Origin of the sequence: Hungatella hathewayi WAL-18680 (assembly GCF_000235505.1) — a bacterium.
GTDB lineage: Bacteria > Bacillota > Clostridia > Lachnospirales > Lachnospiraceae > Hungatella_A > Hungatella_A hathewayi_A.
The window spans coordinates 3,463,742-3,483,480 of record NZ_JH379027.1 but is presented as its reverse complement, the minus strand read 5'-3'; the positions used below and the strand labels follow the sequence as shown (position 1 = coordinate 3,483,480).

At 52.9% G+C, this 19,739-nt stretch carries 19 protein-coding genes; 15 read left to right on the top strand and 4 right to left on the bottom strand.

Annotated elements, in window-relative coordinates; translation table 11 throughout:
- The first annotated feature begins 3 nt into the window (after positions 1-3).
- From galT to HMPREF9473_RS15900, 5 genes are all read left to right on the top strand, one after another.
- Positions 4-1,509, top strand: coding sequence for a UDP-glucose--hexose-1-phosphate uridylyltransferase (gene galT, locus HMPREF9473_RS15920; protein ID WP_006781182.1), 1,506 nt, complete (start codon positions 4-6; stop codon positions 1,507-1,509).
- A gap of 207 nt (positions 1,510-1,716) precedes the next feature.
- A complete protein-coding gene (locus tag HMPREF9473_RS15915; RefSeq protein WP_006781181.1) occupies positions 1,717-2,817 on the top strand; it encodes a hypothetical protein in 1,101 nt (366 codons plus the stop codon).
- A 153-nt stretch (positions 2,818-2,970) separates the two neighbouring features.
- On the top strand, positions 2,971-4,023 hold the full coding sequence (locus tag HMPREF9473_RS15910; protein WP_006781180.1) for an FAD:protein FMN transferase: 1,053 nt from the start codon (positions 2,971-2,973) through the stop codon (positions 4,021-4,023).
- A 129-nt stretch (positions 4,024-4,152) separates the two neighbouring features.
- Positions 4,153-5,112, top strand: a complete 960-nt coding sequence (locus HMPREF9473_RS15905; RefSeq protein ID WP_006781179.1) for a DMT family transporter — start codon at positions 4,153-4,155, stop codon at positions 5,110-5,112.
- Between the two features lie 15 nt (positions 5,113-5,127).
- Entirely contained in the window at positions 5,128-7,545 is a 2,418-nt protein-coding gene (locus HMPREF9473_RS15900; RefSeq protein WP_006781178.1) for an ArnT family glycosyltransferase, read from the top strand.
- A gap of 31 nt (positions 7,546-7,576) precedes the next feature.
- Here HMPREF9473_RS15900 and HMPREF9473_RS15895 read toward each other — a convergent pair whose 3' ends face one another.
- Together HMPREF9473_RS15895 and HMPREF9473_RS15890 are read right to left on the bottom strand one after the other, a co-directional pair.
- Complete coding sequence (locus tag HMPREF9473_RS15895) at positions 7,577-8,407, bottom strand: flavodoxin family protein (protein ID WP_006781177.1); 831 nt, start codon at positions 8,405-8,407, stop codon at positions 7,577-7,579.
- A 91-nt stretch (positions 8,408-8,498) separates the two neighbouring features.
- A complete protein-coding gene (locus HMPREF9473_RS15890; protein ID WP_006781176.1) occupies positions 8,499-9,155 on the bottom strand; it encodes a PadR family transcriptional regulator in 657 nt (218 codons plus the stop codon).
- Between the two features lie 201 nt (positions 9,156-9,356).
- Between HMPREF9473_RS15890 and HMPREF9473_RS15885 the strand changes: the two genes are divergently transcribed.
- The 10 genes from HMPREF9473_RS15885 to HMPREF9473_RS15840 all read left to right on the top strand — a co-directional run bounded on the left by HMPREF9473_RS15885 (position 9,357) and on the right by HMPREF9473_RS15840 (position 18,524).
- Positions 9,357-10,043, top strand: a complete 687-nt coding sequence (locus HMPREF9473_RS15885) for a hypothetical protein (protein WP_034858532.1) — start codon at positions 9,357-9,359, stop codon at positions 10,041-10,043.
- A 201-nt stretch (positions 10,044-10,244) separates the two neighbouring features.
- A complete protein-coding gene (locus tag HMPREF9473_RS15880) occupies positions 10,245-11,120 on the top strand; it encodes a carbohydrate ABC transporter permease (protein ID WP_006781174.1) in 876 nt (291 codons plus the stop codon).
- Positions 11,117-11,974 (top strand): carbohydrate ABC transporter permease, encoded by an 858-nt coding sequence (locus HMPREF9473_RS15875; RefSeq protein ID WP_242830817.1) that lies wholly within the window; start codon positions 11,117-11,119, stop codon positions 11,972-11,974. The genes HMPREF9473_RS15880 and HMPREF9473_RS15875 overlap by 4 nt, the downstream gene beginning before the upstream one ends.
- Positions 11,975-12,024: 50 nt before the next feature.
- The gene (locus HMPREF9473_RS15870; RefSeq protein ID WP_006781172.1) at positions 12,025-13,449 is read left to right on the top strand and encodes an ABC transporter substrate-binding protein; all 1,425 of its coding nucleotides are present in this window, start codon (positions 12,025-12,027) and stop codon (positions 13,447-13,449) included.
- 26 nt (positions 13,450-13,475) lie between these two features.
- The gene (locus tag HMPREF9473_RS15865; protein ID WP_006781171.1) at positions 13,476-14,351 is read left to right on the top strand and encodes a sugar phosphate isomerase/epimerase family protein; all 876 of its coding nucleotides are present in this window, start codon (positions 13,476-13,478) and stop codon (positions 14,349-14,351) included.
- A gap of 19 nt (positions 14,352-14,370) precedes the next feature.
- Positions 14,371-15,495: an SIS domain-containing protein gene (locus tag HMPREF9473_RS15860; RefSeq protein WP_006781170.1), complete on the top strand. Its 1,125-nt coding sequence runs from the start codon at positions 14,371-14,373 to the stop codon at positions 15,493-15,495.
- 27 nt (positions 15,496-15,522) lie between these two features.
- A complete protein-coding gene (locus tag HMPREF9473_RS15855; RefSeq protein ID WP_006781169.1) occupies positions 15,523-15,930 on the top strand; it encodes a secondary thiamine-phosphate synthase enzyme YjbQ in 408 nt (135 codons plus the stop codon).
- A gap of 65 nt (positions 15,931-15,995) precedes the next feature.
- Positions 15,996-16,787, top strand: coding sequence for a radical SAM protein (locus HMPREF9473_RS15850; protein ID WP_006781168.1), 792 nt, complete (start codon positions 15,996-15,998; stop codon positions 16,785-16,787).
- The gene (locus HMPREF9473_RS15845) at positions 16,788-17,696 is read left to right on the top strand and encodes a PfkB family carbohydrate kinase (protein WP_006781167.1); all 909 of its coding nucleotides are present in this window, start codon (positions 16,788-16,790) and stop codon (positions 17,694-17,696) included.
- A 66-nt stretch (positions 17,697-17,762) separates the two neighbouring features.
- Positions 17,763-18,524 carry a GntR family transcriptional regulator gene (locus HMPREF9473_RS15840; RefSeq protein WP_006781166.1) on the top strand — a complete coding sequence of 254 codons (762 nt, stop codon included), beginning with the start codon at positions 17,763-17,765 and terminating at the stop codon, positions 18,522-18,524.
- Between the two features lie 71 nt (positions 18,525-18,595).
- Here the strand turns inward: HMPREF9473_RS15840 and HMPREF9473_RS15835 are convergent, their stop codons facing one another.
- Together HMPREF9473_RS15835 and HMPREF9473_RS26340 are read right to left on the bottom strand one after the other, a co-directional pair.
- Positions 18,596-19,423, bottom strand: coding sequence for a sugar phosphate isomerase/epimerase family protein (locus tag HMPREF9473_RS15835; RefSeq protein ID WP_006781165.1), 828 nt, complete (start codon positions 19,421-19,423; stop codon positions 18,596-18,598).
- On the bottom strand, positions 19,377-19,739 hold a 363-nt coding region (locus tag HMPREF9473_RS26340), incomplete at its 5' end, for an HAD family hydrolase (protein WP_006781164.1). The genes HMPREF9473_RS15835 and HMPREF9473_RS26340, both read right to left, overlap by 47 nt.

Here is a 19,739-nt window from a genome sequence, read left to right as displayed (position 1 = left end):
ATCATGGTTTACGAAGCAATCGGAGCATTGGTACAGTATGGATTAAACACAGGACTCATCACAGAGGCGGACAAAATTTATGCCACCAACCAGATTTTGGACGTGCTGAAGATGGACGAGTACGAGGAGCCCCAGGTAACTGGCGGGGAGATTGATTTGGAGTCTGTTTTAAAGACATTGATGGATTATGCCCATGAGACCGGCGTTCTCCCGGAGGACAGCGTGGTGTACCGGGACTTATTTGACACCCGCCTGATGAACTGCCTTATGCCCCGTCCAAGCGAGGTGATCGACAAGTTCTGGAAGCATTATGACAATTCCGCCGAGGAAGCCACGGATTATTTCTACAAATTAAGCCAGGATTCTGACTACATACGCCGCTACCGTATCTGTAAGGATATGAAATGGACCACGGACACCAAGTACGGACCTCTGGATATCACGGTCAACTTATCGAAGCCGGAGAAGGACCCCAAGGCCATCGCGGCGGCCAAGCTGGCCAAGCAGAGCGGCTATCCCAAGTGCCTGCTTTGCATGGAAAATGTGGGCTATGCCGGACGCACCAACCATCCGGCCCGGAACAACCACCGGATTATCCCCATTACCGTCAATGACAGCCAGTGGGGATTCCAGTATTCTCCCTATGTGTATTACAATGAGCACTGCATCGTCTTTAACGGACAGCACGTGCCCATGAAGATAGAGAAGCAGACCTTCATCAAGCTGTTTGACTTTGTGAAGCTGTTTCCCCACTATTTCCTGGGCTCCAATGCGGACCTGCCTATCGTGGGCGGCTCCATACTGACCCATGACCATTTCCAGGGGGGACATTACACCTTCGCCATGGCCAAGGCCCCGATTGAGAAATATTACCGGATCGACGGATTTGACGGCGTGGAGGCCGGAATCGTACACTGGCCGATGTCCGTGCTCCGCTTGAGAGCGAAGGACACCAAAGTGTTGATTGAACTGGGCTCCAAGGTGCTGGATGCCTGGAGAGGCTACACCGACGAGGAGGCATTTGTCTTTGCCGAGACCGATGGCGAGCCCCACAACACCATCACTCCGATTGCCAGAAAAGTGGGGGACACCTACGAGCTGGACCTGGTATTGAGAAACAATATCACCACCGAGGAATTTCCGCTGGGCGTCTATCACCCACACCAGAACCTGCACCACATCAAGAAGGAAAATATCGGCCTGATTGAGGTGATGGGACTGGCGGTGCTGCCATCCAGATTGAAGGAAGAACTGGCGGTGCTGGGCGAATATCTGGTGGAAGGAAAAGACGTGGAATCCAACGAGCTGATAGCCAAACACGCCGACTGGGTACAGGAGTTCCTGCCCAAGTACAATGAGATTAACCGGGATAATGTGGATGAAATTCTGCAGGAAGAAGTGGGGCTGGTCTTTGAGAAAGTTCTGGAGGATGCAGGCGTCTTCAAATGCACGCCGGAAGGACGGGAATTCTTTGATAAATTCCTCACAGGGATGGGATTCCAGGAATAACATAATCGTGGAAAATGAGGGAATGCCGGGCAGACATTCCCTCATTTTTGCGTATTGACTGGCAGCTTCTGGAAAACGGAGGATTATTCATAAAATATTTATTAAGAATTAGTATAAAATGCCAAAAGGGATAGACAAAGCTTTAACAATATGATATATTTTTGATGTTATGAAATAAGAACATCAGATAGTGGAGGGAAAGTAATTATGAAGAAACAGATTAGCATTTTAATGGCAGCCGTACTTATGGCTGGAACATTGGCAGGCTGTGGTTCCAAGGAGGCAGCTCCGGAGACAACAACTGCTGCGCCTACCACAGAGGCTACGACAGAAGCAACAACCGCAGAGGAGACCACAACTGAGGCAGAGACCACTGCAGCAGCTGGCGGACTGAAGACAGGTATGGCTATCGTATCTTCCATGGAGAGCTCCAAGGATGCAGGCGAGAAAGATGGCAATGCCCAGGTAGATTCCACAGTAGCAGCCGTTGTCGTTGATGCTGATGGCAAGATTGTAAAATGTGTACTTGACGTTGCACAGAACAAGATGGCTTTCACCGCTGAAGGTAAAGTTATCATGAAAGATGAGTTCAAGACAAAACAGGAATTAAAAGAAGAATACAACATGAAGCCAGCTTCCGGTATCGGCAAAGAGTGGTATGAGCAGGCAGCAGCTATGGAAGAGTTCGTTATCGGCAAGACCGCAGCTGAAGTGAAGGGTATTGCAGTTGACGAGGACAACAAGCCAACCGATGCAGACCTTGCAGCTGGATGTACCATGGCAGTTGGTGATTTCATCGAGGCTATCTCCCAGGCAGCTGAGAGCGCAGCTGATTTAGGAACCCAGGAAGGCGACAAGTTAGGTCTTGGCGTTGTTACCGTTATGAACGAGCACACAAAAGACGCTACTGCTGATGCAGAGGGCCAGTGCGAGGCATATTCTACTTATGTAGCTACCACAACAGGCGCTGACGGCAAGATTACAGCAAGCATCATTGACTGTACACAGGGCGTTATCAAATTCGACGCAACCGGAAAGATTACTTCTGACCTGACAACTGGTGTTAAGACCAAAAAGCAGAAGGGCGAAGAGTACGGCATGAGAGCAGCTTCCGGTATCGGCAAAGAGTGGTTCGAGCAGGCAGCAGCTATGGAAGAATTCATGATTGGCAAGACCGCAGACGAAGTAAAGGGTATCGCAGTTGACGAGGACAACAAGCCAACCGATGCAGACCTTACAGCCGGATGCACCATGTCTATCGGCGATTTCCAGGAGTGTGTAGTAAAGGCAGCAGCTACTGCTAAATAAGAATTGGAATCCTAAAGAATTTTTATAGAATTATCTGGAAAAGAGAATGATGTAGTTACATCATTCTCTTTTTATGGTATACTGTCGAAGACAGGATACCGGACCATGGGCATTCTTTCAAGAAACCAAACTAGTTAAGGAGTTATGCAATTGATGAAGATAAAAAAATTACTGGCAGTTACGCTGGCTGGCATTCTGGCGGTCTCAACTGCCGCGTGCAGCCGGGAGCCGGCGCTGACCAGATATGACGCACAGTTTTTGCAGTTGTTTGATACCATCACCAGCATGGTGGGATATGCCAAGGATAAGGAGACATTTACGGCCTACGCCCAGGAGCTGCACGATGAGCTGGAGGTGTATCACCAGCTGTATGACATTTATCATGAATATGAGGGCATCAATAACTTGAAGACCATCAATGACAACGCGGGAATCGAGCCGGTGGTTGTGGATGGGAAGATTATTGATATGCTGGAGTTTGCGAAAGAACTGAATGCCAGGACCAATGGCTATTTTAATGTGGCCATGGGAAGTGTGCTTTCCATCTGGCATGAGTACCGGACGGCCGGTATCGACGACCCGATGACGGCGGAGCTGCCGCCTATGGAGGCCCTTGAAGAAGCGGGAAAACACATGGATATCAACGATGTTATCATCGATAAGGAGGCGTCCACCGTGTATCTGGCGGACGCGGATATGAGTCTTGATGTGGGGGCGATTGCCAAGGGCTATGCCACGGAGATGGTCTGCCGGAAGCTGGAGGAGGATGGCCTGACCAAGGCATTAGTCAGCGTGGGAGGAAATGTCCGGGCCATTGGCACCAAGGATGACGGCAGCAAATGGAAGCTGGGAATCCAGAATCCGGATTTGGCCAGCGATACCAAATTCCTCCACATGATAGCGGTGGCGGATATGTCTCTGGTGACCAGCGGTGACTATCAGAGATATTATACGGTGGATGGCGTTCAGTACCATCATATTGTCAATCCTGACACCCTGATGCCCTGGTTTGAATACGATTCCGTCTCAATTTTGTGTAAGGATTCCGGGATGGCGGATGCGCTGTCGACGGCCGTCTTTAACATGAAGCAGGAGGACGGACAGGCATTGATTGAGAGTCTGGACGGGGTGGAGGCCATGTGGCTGTACCCAGATGGAAGTGAGAAGTATTCTTCCGGTTTCCAGGCTTATATGGAAGATGAGTGAGATGACATCATGGGCGAAAGCATCATGTGACAGAGACCGTGGCGCGTGATGCGGCATGGGAAAGGCTGGCGGCTATAAAAAGGCAGCCAGGCAATATACAGAAGAATGACAGACAGGAGAGTCAAAGGGATGGACAGAAAGAAAGTGCGCAGTAATTTCATGCTGGTGTTGACGGCATTTATCTGGGGACTGGCCTTTGTGGCGCAGAGTGTGGGGATGGACTATGTGAAACCTTTCACATTTAACGCCGCCAGGTTTTTCATCGGAGGTGTGGTGCTGATACCGCTGATATTCGTGATGAAAAAGCAGGGGGAGAAGACGCCAGTGGAAATGGACGACCCCATGTCCGCACAGAATAACAGGGAGATGGCCCAGAGGCGGAAGATGGGGATCGTCGGCGGTATCTGCTGCGGGACGGCCCTGTTTGTCGCCAGCGCCTTCCAGCAGTTTGGGGTGGCCCAGACTTCGGTCGGGAAGGCAGGATTTATTACGGCGCTCTATATTATTATCGTGCCGATTCTCGGCATTTTCATGAAGAGGAAGGTGGCGGTTACGGTGTGGGTCAGCGTGGTGATTGCCACGGTGGGCATGTATCTGCTGTGTATGTCGGGGGGAAGCATGGCGGTGAGCCGGGGAGATTTGCTGGTTTTCATCTGCTCGGTCTGCTTTTCCTTTCATATTCTGGTGATTGATTATTTTTCGCCGAAGGCGGACGGGGTGTTTTTATCCTGCGTCCAGTTCTTTACGGCCGGGGTGATGGCGGTTGTGCCGGCGCTGATTCTGGAGCATCCGACCATGGCGTCCCTGATTGCCGCCTGGGCGCCGGTGCTGTATGCGGGCGTGATGTCCTGCGGTGTGGCCTACACCCTCCAGGTGGTGGCCCAGAAGGATACGGACCCGGTGGTGGCGTCCCTGATACTCAGTCTGGAGTCCGTCTTTTCCCTGCTGGCCGGATGGGTGCTGCTGGGGCAGAAGTTAAGTCCGAAGGAGCTGTTTGGGTGTGTGCTGGTGTTCGCGGCCATTCTGCTGGCACAGCTGCCGGAGGAAGTGTTTGGCCGGAAGAAGGCCGATGAGGTAAATCTGCAGTAGTAGGGGTAGTGCGTTGTGACGAGAAGAGAGAAAATGGTTTGGCTGGTATTATGCCTGGTCTGTGTCCTCTGCCTGGCGGTCCCGGTGAAGGGGCTGTTCCTGGACGGGGTGTACAGCTGGCATATCAGACAGCCGGAATTTTGGAACATGATAGGGGAGACGGCCGGACTGGCCCTGATACTGGGGGTGGTCTGGCTTTTTGTGGAGAACCGGCAGGCGAAAATCGTGGCGACAGGGATTCTGTGCCTGGTGTTCGCCTGGTGTCATGTGGTGTTCCTGCCGATGGTGGTTTCCGGGGGATATCTGGCGTATCTCTATCTTGTGGGATATCTGATTCGCACCCGCTGTGCTGGGATGACGGATGATGAGATGAACGATGGGTGGCTGTGGGATATTCTGCTGGGGTTTGGTGCGGTGATAATACTGTTCTGCCTGATGTCCGTGATGGGCGTTGGGAGGATTGGTGTGCTGAAAGCAGTGGTGGCGGTGACGGGAATCGGAGCGTGCATCTGCGTCGGGCCGGAAGTGGTGCGGAAACTGCGACGGGGATGGGCGATGCATGAGAGGGCAGACGGCGGCCGTGGCCGGTCAGCGGTTTTGGAAGCAGGCAGGAAATCAGTGGATCGGAAGCCAGCGCCGAGACTGACCGGCTGGGAGTCCCTGCTGATGGTATTTATGATAGTCATGGTACTCATCCAGGTTGGGCGCATGGGCATCAGCCTGGATTTTGACAGTCTGTGGTACGGTGTCCGCTCCGCGTACATTCTGGACAACGGCCATGGGATTTATGAAAATATGGGCTCCGTGGGGCTGGTCTATACATATCCGAAGGGGCTGGAGACGCTGCTGCTTCCGTTGTCGGACCTGGCGTCCCACAGCTATCTGATCTTTTTCAATATCTGGATGGCGGTGCTGGCTCTGACGGCGGTATACCGGATTGGCCGTTTCTACATGAACCGGACCGGCGCCCTGCTGGCCGCGGCCTGTGTCAGCAGCATTCCGGCGGTGATGAATATGAGTATCACGGCGAAGACGGATACGGCCACATTGCTGGTACAGCTTGTCATGGTGCTGTTTATGCTTCACTATCTGAAGGAAAGACAGGCCAGATATCTCATCGCCAGCCTGGGCGCCTGTTTCCTGTCATGGACGCTGAAACCGACGGCGGTGGTATTCTCCACAGCGGTGTTTGGCATGAGTGTCCTCTACCTGCTGGGAACGAGGCAGCTGGCGCTGAGAGCGCCGGTGAGAGAGTGGCTGTCGCTGCTGGTTCCATTTACCGCCCTGGCAGGCATCTGGGCCAGAACGATGATCATGGTGGGAATCCCGGTGACGTCCGTATTTTCCTCTATCTTTCTCAAACTGGGCTTCCGGCTGAAGTATCCGTTCTCCGTGCTGCCGCTGAATGGAAGCGGCGCGGGGGAGGGGAGTATCTGGAGCTATCTGTTGGATACGCTGTGCCGGATGTTTCTGTACCCGGTAGGGGAGAACATGAGCCATGTGGTGATCGCCTGGGGGACCTCTTTGCTGTTCTTTTTGGCGGCGGTGGTTCTGCTGGCGGTGTTTGCCCGTGGAAGGAAGGGAAATGCAGGGGCCGGTGGCACTGTGGTATCCGTGCCCGGAAGCCTGGCAGATGACGCAGCTGAGATGGATACAGGCAGTAGACGGCTGGCTGGTGATACCATAACTGCTTCCGATCAAAACCTGGCCCGGTACGCCCATACCGTGATGATTCCATTTATCCTGGTATGCCTTGTGAGCCTGGCGATGCTGGGGCAGATAGACGGAAATTATTTTATGCTGCTGGATACCTTCCTGGTTCTATACGGATGTGTGTTCCTCAGCCGAATCCGCGGCGTGGCCTTGAGAAAGGGAATCCTGATCCTGATGGTGCCGATTCTCCTTCTCAATGTCCCGGTCACCATGGTGTCCAACTGGGCCTGGAGCCTGGGTTACACCCCCATCACTGTTCTTAACAAGGGGCGGATTAACCACCGGGAGCTGCATCATCAGGAGATGATGGCCCTTGGCAGCAGCGGCATCTGGAACATCCTGGCGGCCGATTCCACCACCCGCGTCATCGCCGTGGGAAACCATCCCCAGGTGTTTGCATTTCCCTGCAATGTGCAGTCCTATGACGACATTACCTCGACCTGGGGCAATGTGCGTCTGGTCAAGACCATGGACGCGTTCATCGAGTACCTGGCCTACGCCAAAACCGACTACATCTACATGCAGGCGGGAGCCGTGGAGGAGGGCAGCCGCTGTCACGAGCTGATGGGCTACCTCATAGAAGCCGGCATCCTGACCGACGTCATCTACGAAAATGGCAATCTTCTCGCCAAAGTGGACCTCCAGGGCCAATACAGCCCCGATGCCACTGACGCATACGAAATTTACCAGACAACTTACCCGGTCCGCCCAAAGCAGTAAATGGGCAGACCGGGTTTTCTGGTTCTATCTTTTATTGCGGCATCGCGGTCCCCAACATTCGCCTTGCGACAGCATCTATGCAGGCTTTCATCATTCTGGCAAACACCTTTTTGGCCGGATTCATCTTAACATCATAGTAATACCGGCTTTCCAGCCATCCATGCATTTTCCAGTATTCATAATCCACCTCGGACACAAAGGTTTTGCTCCGCAGGCACTGAAACATGAAAATGTCATAGAAAGAGGGAACTGGCAGTTCCTGTCTGTTCACGGCGTCCTCAAATTTTCCTGCCAGCCGTTTCAGCTTCCGGAGTTCTGCCTCGTGATACCGTCTGTCGTATCCGAAGGCGGGGGCCGATTCCCGGCTGCGCTCAAAGAACCGCGGCGACATGATGCCAAGCTCCCCGATGAGATGGCATCCCCAGCCGCAGGCCGTCATTTTCAGATAACTCCCGGCCGGTTTCAGCCCGCCGCCTCCGGTGGTGACGACTGTGAGCGCCGGCTTTCCCACCAGTTCCTGCCGGTGAAACAGGTAGGACAGTCTGTCGATAACCCGTTTCAGACTCCCGGTAATCTGGCAGGCATACACCGGCGAGGCGAAAATGATTCCGTCCGCCGCCAGCAGCTTTTCTTTCAGGATTCCCAAATCATCCCGGCAGGGGCAAAATTCCTCCCCTTTCTGAAAACACTGGTCACATCCCCGGCAGTCTTCTATGTGATAATCCTTCAAAAACAAATAATCAAATGTCACATCAGGTGTCGAATGAAAACTCTGCTCGATCAACCGGCAGATTTGGTAACTGTCTCTTTTTCTGGGACTGCCCATCAGTACGGCAATGTTTGTTTTATCATGTTTCATCATAAGATACTCCTTTCTCATAATACATATCCAAGGTTGGATATCAAGGGCGGTAAGAGAGTCCCGCTCCCAAAAAGAGAAGCAGGACTGGTTCTCACACATCGCGGTTCTTCATAGTACGTTGTTTCAACTGTTCCAAATCTGTGACGCTATGGCTGTCCACCGCGTCCGAATTAGAGAAGTCGTAGGATTTGATGAGTTCGGCGACTTCCCCGCTGTCCTCCATACAGCGTTCCAGCTGCGAAAGCAGCGCCTGATGCCACCGAATCTGATAATCCAGATTGGAGAGCATCATCTCGAAGGACAACTTTTCCACCTCCAGAGTGTGGCTGTTTACCTTAATGCTCTGCCACCGGAGAAGGTCCTCCTTTTTCTGCTCCAGCCCGTCGATATGGGCTTGAACCACCCGACGTATCTCTTCCTCATTGGAGACGGCTAGCAGCGGGTACAGAATAAACTTATCGGAGCCGGTATCGCAGATGGGGCGGCCAAGCTCCTCCCGCACCAGGTCTTTCAGTTCCTCCCGCCCTCTGGCGGTAATCTCGTAAATCTTTCGCATTTTCCCACCGGCCGGAACTTCGGCCACCAGGGTAATCAGCCCTTCCTTCTCCAGCTTTGCCAGCGCGTAGTAGATGGAGCCGGACTGAATCTTCGTCCAGCTGTCCATATGGCTGGCCTGGATGAATTTCTGAATCTCATAGCCGTGGGTTGGCTTCAGGCTCAGATAATATAAAATCAGTACTTTTATCATAAAATCACCTTTCCTTCTATCCAGTGGCATCAGTGGCGCCAACATTATCCAACGTTGGATAGTAATGAGTATAGTATATATCCAACGTTGGATAAAGTCAAGGATATATTTTGATAGTAATCTCCGGATGTTTGTGGTATGCTTAAGCTAATCAGTGAACGCGCAGCGTGGAATCCAGTTAGTCCGGAAAGGGGAATCAGTATGGCCATATACGTATGTCCGATTTGTGATAAGAAGATGATGTCCAAGCATTTCTGCACCAATTGCAGAAGTTACATAAAAGAACCGTTTGTCCGGGAGATGACTTATTATCTCAATGAGAGGCACCCGGAGCATGAGGCGGACTGTACCTATCACCAGAGTGATGAGATGCGGGGATACCAGACCTCGTCCGGCGCCCACCAGGCCGCTGTGCCGAACCAGTCTTCCCTGTCCAGCCGTGCCGCTCTCAATGAGGAGCGCAGCCACAGCCAGCCCGTGCCCAATCAGCCCACGGACTATAACCGTGCAGGCGTATCCATGCCCCGGCAGGAGGCCACCCCAAACCGTCCGAGAGTGAATAATCCCATGCAGTCTGTCAACGCGGAGAACATGGAACAGTACATGAAAGCCATGAAGGATATCGGCAGAACCGGTCTTCACGGATTGGCGGAGGCATTGAAGGACTACAACGAAGCTGCCGGCCAGAACGGCAGTACCAGCGCCCGCCAGGTGGACGCCACCAGCCGCCCATCCGCCACCGGCGCTGGCACCGGCCAGGGAGAGAGCGGACGGGAAAAGAAAACGATATCGCCCATTGCCATGATTGTATTCTTTATCATATTCGTGAATATATTTTCCGGAGTGATTGTTCCGTTTTTGCGGTATCTTATGACCAGTATTTTCTAACCTTTATCTCATATCACAAGCCAGGAATCTGAATGGAATCCAGCCATTCAGATTTCCGGCTTTTTTGTTGTTCGGAAATTCCGCTTTTTCCGTTCCTCCTCCCCGCAAATTCCCATAACTGTGTATTGACAATAAAGTATGCTTGTGTTAACATTAATACAATATAACAAGAACGGGACCGAGAAAGGAAAAGGTGGTTCTATGAAGACAAAAAAATCTCTATTTAAAGCAGTGGAGCCGTATCTCTATCTGCTTTCCGCATTTGCGCTGATGTTTTTGTTTGTCTACTATCCCTTTGGGATATCCATTTTCAAATCATTCTTTCTGACGAACAGCATGGGCACAATCCGGGAATTTATTGGGTTTGAAAATTACCGGTATCTCTTTAAAAATCCAACCTTCATCAAAGCGATAGGGAACACGCTGAAATTCACTGTTTTTGCGGTGCCCTTATCCGTCGGCGTTGGATTTATCCTCGCCGTGGCGGCCAGCAAAAAGCGGAAGCTGTCTCCGCTGTACGAAACGCTGTTTTCCCTGCCCATGGCCATGTCCGCATCGGTCAGCGCCATGATATTTGAGCTGATGTTCAACCCGATGTTAGGCATCATCAACCGTGTGATGAATCTGGATATCAACTGGTTACAGGACATCCGGACGGCCATGTGGGTGCTGATTATCATCCGGGTATGGATGAACATCGGATTTAATTATCTGTTTCTGCTGTCAGCCATCCGGGGGCTTCCGGAGGACATTCTGGAATCCGCGGAGGTGGAAGGAGCGAACACCGTACAGAAAGCGGCCAGGATTGTGCTGCCTCTCGTCTCACCCACCGTGTTTTTCCTCATATGCAATTCCCTGGCAAAGGCCATGACCATGTCGGGGCTGTCCCTGATTTTGACAAGCAACGGCGGTCCCAGCATGTCCACGGAAACCATGATTTCCTTTATGTACAAGGCGGCTGCGGACAGCCAGAATTATAATATTGCCTATCCGGCGGCGATTGTCGCCTTTGGCATCACCATGGTGGCGGTGGTCCTGACATTTATCTATGAGAAGAGAGGGGTGTTCTATAATTGAGAAAGCAGGGAAGAAGAATGACCAGCCAGAGAGCGGCGCGGGTGGCCGGCGACTGGTTTTATCAGCTGATGTGCGTAGGGATGGGCCTGATTGTCATGTTCCCCGTGATTTACGCGTTCTTTGTCTCCTTTATGGAACCGTCCCAGATATTTTCCAGGGACGCGGGAATTATCCCGGAGCGCTGGACCCTTGAGAATTACCGCACGGCGCTGACGACGGCGCCCCTGATGCGGTTTATGCTGAATTCCTTTATGATATCGGCGGTTTCCAGTATTGTGAGGGTATTGACGGCCAGCCTTGCCGCGTTTGCATTTGCGTTTATGGATTTTCCAGGGAAGAACTTTTTGTTTATTCTGGTTCTCGGCACGTTTATGATTCCAGGGGATGTGGTGCTGGCGGCCAACTACCAGCTGGTGGCCAGGGCCCACCTCATTAATACCTATCTGGGCATGATGGCTATTTTCCTGGTCTCAGGCATGAATATCTTTATGCTCAGGCAGAGCTTCAAGACATTTTCGTCCAGTATCCGCGACGCGGCTATGGTGGATGGCTGTTCCAATTTCCGTTTCTTCTGGAAAATACTTCTGCCATCTAACACGGCGACACTGCTCACGGTGCTGATTACATCCTTCATGTCCACCTGGAACACGTATCTCTGGCCCATGATGGTGACCAATAAGAAGGAAATGCGGACGATTCAGGTGGGAATTACCATGCTGAATTTTGCGGATGGCAATTCCTACGGACCGGTTATGGCGGCCTCGATTATCGTGCTGCTGCCCGCGTTACTGTTGTTTTTAGTATTCAGACGCCAGATAGTGGCCGGAATGATGGCCGGTGGCGTGAAAGAATAGAGGAACTGGGGAACTCAAATCACAAGGTACAAGAAGAGGAGGAAATCAAGATGAGAAAAGAATTGGCACTGTTATTAACCATGGCTATGGCCGCGTCTCTGATGACGGGGTGTGGCAGCTCTGCTGATAAGGGCTCTGAGACGCCGGCGGCAGCGGCTCCCGAGACGAGTCAGACAGAGATGGCCGACACGACTGCCAGCCAGCCGGAGGAACCAAAAGAAATGGTAAGTATTGATGTCTGGCACTCCATGGAGGGCTCCAACGGCAAAGCGATGAGTGCGTTGATTGAGGAGTTTAATGCGACCAGAGGCAAAGAGCTTGGAATTACGGCGGTGGACTGTTTCCAGGGTTCCGACTGTGCGGTAAAGTTAAAGACTTTGATTCAGACAAACGATAAGGAAAATATGCCTGATGTGTGCCAGATTTACAATGCATCTCTGCCGGTGCTGGCAGCCACGGACTATACCGTGTGCATTGACGACATGTGGGGGCAGGGCAGTAACCTGGTGTCCAGAGAAGATTTGCTTGGCAGCGCCCTGGAGTGCTATACCTATGAGGGAAAGGAACTGTCCATGCCGTTTAACGCATCCACCATTCTTCTGTTCCACAACTTAGACGCCTATGCGGAGGCGGGCCTCACAGAGGCGGACATTCCAAAGACCTGGGATGAGGTGGTAGATGTCGCGAGAAAACTGAAAAAAGTGGAAAATGGCAAGGTGGAACGCTACGGGCTGAATCTTCGGATGTTCCGCTATGAAGTCATCGATATGATCAGCGCCCAGGGGGAAAATGGCACCCAGTTTGCAGACAACAACAATGGACGTGACGGATTGGTGAGCAAGATTACTTGTGAGGATGAATTGCTGAAGGTGTATCAAATCTGGGAAAAACTGATTGCGGAGCAGGGGACGGTCAACGACTCCGGGGATAGCCAGAACCAGGGCTTTGCCACAGGCGTGAACGCCATGCTGCTGCGCTCCTCAGCCGGAATTACCGCCATCGGCGAGCTTGCCGGTGATATGAACTGGTGTGTATCCAAACTGCCGGTGATGGATGAAGGAGATAAGGGCGGAGCCGCCATTGCGGGGGCGTCTCTGGGAATGTTTGACAAGGGCGATGAGGCGAAGAAGATGGCCGCCTGGGAATTTATCATGTACACGGTTTCCCCGGAGGTTCAGGCGAAATGGAGTATGGATACGGGGTATCTGCCGGTGAACATTCACTCGGAGGAACTGCCGGATTACAAAGCCTACATTGAGAAAACCCCGGCGCTGGCCGTTGCCCTGGAACAGAATGCCGAGGCACTGCCTACGACTCAGGAACCGGTGTTAAATATGGCTTCTGAGATTGGAACCATCATACAGACGGCCGCTACTGACATGTCCGACGGGAAACTGGATGCCCAGGGGGCCACGAAGCAGGTGGTGGAAGCCTGTGAGCTGGCGTTTGAGCAGTACAACCGCGGCAACCAGTGACGGGCTGGCCGAAGGACGGAAAAAATATGAGATTGTCAACTTCAACCAATATTTATCTGCGGCGGCCGGACGGGCGGATTGCCACGGTGGAGGAATCCATGGTCCGGTGCGCCCGGGCCGGTTACCGGGTTATGGATTTAAACTTTTATGACTGTACCAGCTTTAGGTCCGCCTTCGTCACGGATGACTGGCGGGCCTGGATAGAAGATATCCGCATGCTGGCAGACCAACTGGGCCTGACCTTCAGCCAGGCCCATGGAAGTTTTTATAACTTTTGTGAGAAAAATCTGCCGGAGCGTGAATTTTGGGAGACTTCGGTCCTGCGCAGTATTTTGTGTGCGGAAATCATGGAGATTCCCTGGGTGGTCATTCACGCGGGCACGGCATTTGACGCGGACGATTACCGTCTGGTTTCCTTAAAGCGCAATCTGGAGTATTTCAAAGGCCTGCTGGATTTTGCAATCAGCCACCATGTGGGGATTGCTATCGAAAATCTCTGGGACAAGGCGATCAGACCGCAAAGGCGGTACACGGCAAATGCGGAAGAACTGATGGAGCTTATCGACGCGTGCAGCGCCTTTGCGGGATCGTGGGTGGGCGCCTGCTGGGATTTTGAACATGCGGACATCATGGGACAGAGCCAGCGGGAAGGGCTTTTGAGAATCGGAGACAGACTGAGGGCCACCCATGTATCGGACCAGACCGGCATCGACAATGACCACATCCTGCCATTTTTTGGCGGCATTGACTGGAAAGAGATGGTGGGGATATTGCGGGAGATTGGCTACGGTGGAGATTTCACCTATGAAATTCACCGCTATACCTCAAAGATTCCGGAGGAACTGGTTGACGCCGCGCTGGAATACAGCGTAAAGACAGGAGAGTATCTGTTATCAATGTAGAAAACTTGGGAGCAAACATATGAAATCAAATTTTGGACTGATACATCAGGTGTACAGTCTGCCGGAACTCATCCGGCAGCAGTATGAAGATTTGGAGCCGAAGACGCGCACCATTCTTGGCACGCCGGAGATATTTGGAATCCGTCAGATTATCATCACCGGCTGTGGGGATTCCTATGCCGCGGCTTTGGCGGTGAAGGATGCATTTATGGAACTGACCGGTCTGGCGGTGGAGGCGGTGCCGGCGATTGAGCTGAGCCGGACTGCCCCGGATTTTATCTTTGGATCGTCTCCGAACAACCCGCTGGTGATTGCGGTCAGCAACTCCGGCAGTGTGGTGCGGATGAATGAGGCGGTGAAGCGGGCTGGCAGCCACGGGGCATTTACGCTGGCGGTGACGGGGAATCGTCAGTCAGAACTGGCAAAATCCGCCCTGCGTGTTCTGGATTTGGAGGTGCCTCCCTTCGAGCCGGCGCCCGGCACTCGCTCCTATGTGGTGTCGCTGATGGCGCTGCTTTTGATTGCCATCCGCATCGGAGAGGTGCGGGGGCGCTATCCCATGGATACCGCCATGAGCATGCGGTATGATATGATGGCCCAGGCCAGACAGCTGGAGGATGCGCTGCCGGATATGGACAGCAGCATGAAGCAGCTGGCGGAGAGCTGGATGGATTTGGAGGCATTTGACTTCGTGGGCACCGGCATGGAATATGGAGCGGCCTGGTATGCCCACGCGAAGGTGGTGGAACAGCTGGGCAGGTACTCCTTTTACAAAAATTCGGAGGACTGGCTCCACACCCATATCTTTTTCCGCAACACGGAAAAGATTGGAACGGTGATATTCGCTGACAGCCGCAATCCGGCCGCCAGCAGAACCAGGGAGACCATCGGATATGCCGCGCAGCTGGGCCGGCCGCTGCTGGTGATAGGAGATGAGAAGGTGGAACTTCCGGGCCGGAGCATAGCGGTGCCAGTTACGGAGTACTATATGAATTCCTGCTTAACCCAGTTTGCCCCGGTGTCCCTTCTGGCCAACCATATCGCGAATCTCATCGGCGAGGAGGACGGCCGCGGGTGCAAGGGGGTGTGGAGCATTGCCGATGGGGCCCGCTGCATCAGAGACAGCAGGGTGGAAATTCTCTGATTCCGTTCAGAAAGGAATGTGGTAGATATGATTCAGGAGATTCAGATAAAGACAGATAAAAAGGATGACCTTGTGGAACTGACCGGCAGAATCGATGAGATTGTAAAGGCCAGCGGGGTGAAGGAGGGGCTTTGCACAGTGTACTGTCCCCACACCACCGCCTCCATTGTGATTACGTCCCGCATGGACGCGGCGGGATTTGAGGATTTGATGGAGGAGGTGGACCGGCTGATACCTACGAGAATCGATTTCAAGCATCAGTTTGACACGCCCACGGACGCGGCAGGCCATATCAAGTCCGCCATGATGGGCGTGGAGAGTACGCTGATCATATCAGACGGAGCGGTGATGCGCGGGGGTTCCCAGGGGATTTTCTTTATGGAATTTGACGGTCCGCGGGAGAGGAAGGTCCTGGTGTCGGTCCGTGGAGAGTAAGGGCCGCAGGCGTGAAACCTGGCGGAGCAAAACCGAAGCTATCTAGGAGAGGAGAAACGTATCGGATGAAGATTAATAAGGTAAAGACGAAAGAGCTGTTTCACAAAAACCAGGCGGGAGAGTGGCTGTTAAATATTTACTACGGCTGTGATTTGGTGTGCCCGTACTGCTACTGGCAGGTGGACGAGGAATGGGCCAACCAGATTACGGTATATACAGATGTTGTGGAGCGGCTGGCGGCGGAGATTGACAACATTCCAAAGCACACCAAAATCAGTCTGGGGTGGAAGGGCAATCCCTATACTTCCATTGAGCGGGAGTATGAGCTGACCAGGGGATGTTTAAAGCTCCTGTTTGAGCATGAGATGGATGTCACCGTCTCCGCGTCCCGGGGAAATGACATCATTTTGCGGGATTTGGACCTGCTGACGGCGCCTGGGGTTCATGTGATGGTGATTATGGAGATGACGCGCCTTGATATTGTGAAGGAATTCAATGAGACGGGGACCCATGTGGCTTTTGAAGTGGCCAATACCTTGAAGCAGAACGGAGTCAATATCTGCGCCACGGTATCCCCCGTGATGCCAGGTATCACGGATGTGGAGAAGATGGCGGCGGCATTGCCGGGAATTCCGGTTCACATTGCCAAGCTGGACATCCGTCCCGGCACCATGTGGAACGAGAAAACTCTTGCCTATGTGAAGGAGAATTACCCACATCTGTACCAGCAGTATGAAGAGATTGCGAGGACGGGGGAGGACCCGTATTTTGAATCCTTAAAGGAAAAATATGAAGGAGGTTCCGGCCAGATTCGCACCTATCTTCCGTTCTGGGATGAAATTCCGGAGATTGGTTAGATGGGAGGGGCCGGTAACATCATCTGCATCGGCGCCGTGAATCTTGACAGAACATACCGGGTGGAAAATGTGGTGAAGGAAGGGGAGGCCATGAACTGCCGCGGCTATGAGGAGTCCTGGGGCGGCAAAGGATTAAACCAGGTGGTTGCCCTGCGCTGTGCCGGAGAACATCCGATCTTCATCACAAAGGTGGGACAGAGGGAGGAATCTTCCTTAAGAGAGCTGCTGGCGTCGAAGGGGGTGGATGATTCCCACATTGTTCCGGTAAACGGTTATACCAATCATGGCGTAATTCAGATGACTCCGCAGGGACGCACGGCAATCATCGGAGTGCCGAATGATGAGGTTAGCTTTACTCCGGAGGAAATAGGGGCTTTGATGGAAGGAATCTCCTGGGAGGATACACTGCTGCTGCAAAATGAGATTGCCCATGTTCCAGAGATCATCCGGTTGGCAAAGGAGAAGGGCTGTACCGTGGTGTTGAATCCATCGCCTCTGTGTGACGGGATGCGGGAGTGGCCGCTGGAGGAGGTCGATATTCTGATTCTCAATGAGGCGGAAGGCCAGGCGCTGTCCGGCGAGATGCTGGTGGAGGAGATTCTGGCTGCCCTACACCGCCGGTGTCCAAAGAGCCGGATTGTGCTGACGCTGGGGGAGCGGGGAAGTATATTCTCAAACGGTGTGGAACGCATTGAGCAGCCATCCGTTCCAGCGGAGGCGGTGGACACTCTTGCCGCGGGAGATACGTTTACCGGATATTTTCTGGCTGTCTATGAAAAGACCGGGGATGCGGCCGCGGCTCTTGAGACAGCGGCCATGGCGGCCTCCATGGTGGTGGGCCGCCGGGGCGCTGCGGAGATAATTCCTGTTATGGAGGAAGTAACAGGGCGAAGTTTGCTTTACAATTAATGCGCTTACATGTATACTTGTATTAAATAAGTAACATTACGTATCTGAAAGGAAAAAGAAAGGGATATGAACACTTCCACAAACCACAAAGTTGACCGTCATTCTTCCATGCCGGTTTACCAACAGATTGCTTCTGATATTTTGGCGAGAATTTCCCAGGAAGAATGGTGCATCGGAGATAAACTGCCGTCTGAGGGAGAGCTGTCGGAGGAATATTCGGCCAGCCGCGTTACCATCCGTCAGGCGCTTGCGAAACTGGAGAGCGAGGGATTGATTGACAAGCAGCGTGGGAAGGGAACCTTTGTAAAAAGTAACCCGGGAATTGTGATACAGGATTTATTTATCCCACAGGTTGGTATCAAGAAGAAGTCAGATATTGTTGCCGCTGATATCAAGCTGTCCGTTACGACGTCGGTCAGCGCGCAGATATTGAATCATCTCGCCATCGAGCCGGGAACGCCGGTGGTATATCTGGAGCGGCTGTTTCTGCGAAAGGGCCGGGCCATAGGGGTCAACCGCGCCTGGTTCCCCGAGGCGATGGTTCCGGGGATGGCGAAGGAGCGCCTTGTCAATGACAGCATTACCGATACGTTGCAGCAGCGCTACGGGATCGAGTTTTCTTCTATCGAAAATTATATCGAGGCCATATCCATGGACGGAGTGATGGCCCACATGCTGAACGCAAACGCCCTGTCTCTAGCGTTGAAAATCAGTTCTATCTACATGAACCAGGAGGGAAAGCCGGTAGAATATGCCGTGACCGTGTGGAATGGCAGTGATACTCAGTTTCATGTGGTGCTCTCTTCCAAACAGGAGATGGGAAAATAAAATCAAAGCAATTGTGAACGCAAAACGCGGGAGTACAGCCGGTGAATATCGGCCGTACTCCCATTTTTAGTTTAGTGCGAAAGAGAGAAGAGGGTTCGGATAACAGGGATATTATCCAAGAGATCGTCCATCGTGATATCCTCATATTCCAGGACAAGAATGGCATCGGGGGTGTCTGCTTTGATGGCGGAGGCGATGGGCTCCCAGTCAATGGAGCCGCTGCCCACAACCCCGTGCTCATCGGTTATCCCGTGATTATCGTGGAGATGACAGGCCAGAAGCCGTTCACGGAGAGCGGCGATAACCTGGGGGATATCCCAGCCGGCCAGATGGGCGTGGCCGATATCCAGCAGGGCAAAAAAGCATGGAAACTGTTGAAACAGCATCAGGTATTCCGCCAGCGGATACAAGATCTGGCTGGGGATGGAGGAACCGAGATTCTCGATACAGACAGGTACTTGGAAGCGCGCGGATAGGTGGGACAGCAGTTCCAGCCGCCGAAAGGACACCTGCCTGGCCAGCGCGGTGTCCGTACCGGGCAGTACCTTTCCTCCTGGATGGACAACCAGATAGCGGGCGTGATGGCGGGCCGCCAGTTGAAAGGTCCAGGTGAAATTCTGAACCACACACGCATCCGGCAAATCCGGTGAAGCCAGATTCATATGGAGGAAGGGGGCGTGGACGGTCAGCGGCCCGGACCGGTGTCTCATACACACTTCCATCTGGGAATCCCAGAAATAGTCATTACCACATTCACATAAGAGTTCTATCCCGATATCAGGTGGCAGGTGTTCTAACTGACTGGTGGCAAGTCCGCAGAAGGGGAGGGTGCTGACGGATATCCTCATGGAGCTACGGGAGGAAGGGAAGGTAGTGCCGGATTGCTTCCATGACGCCATCGTCATATTCTCCTTTGCATTGGTATTTTGCGCATTCACGGGCCGGGGCCACCGCATTGCCCACAGCTGCGCTGGCCCCGGAATAGGTCAGCAGTTCGCAGTCGTTGGTGTGGTCACCGATGGCGAGAACCTGTTCTCCGGATAACTGCATCCGCTCAGCCAGATACCGGACACCGGTGAGTTTGGAGCAGCGCTCCGGTGCGATTTCCGAAGCGTGGACACCGTACTGAAAGGGAGAGCAACCCCCAATCTGGCGAAGCCCCTCGATCAATCCGCTCAGAATTCCGCTGTCATGGGGGTCCATAACCGAAATTTT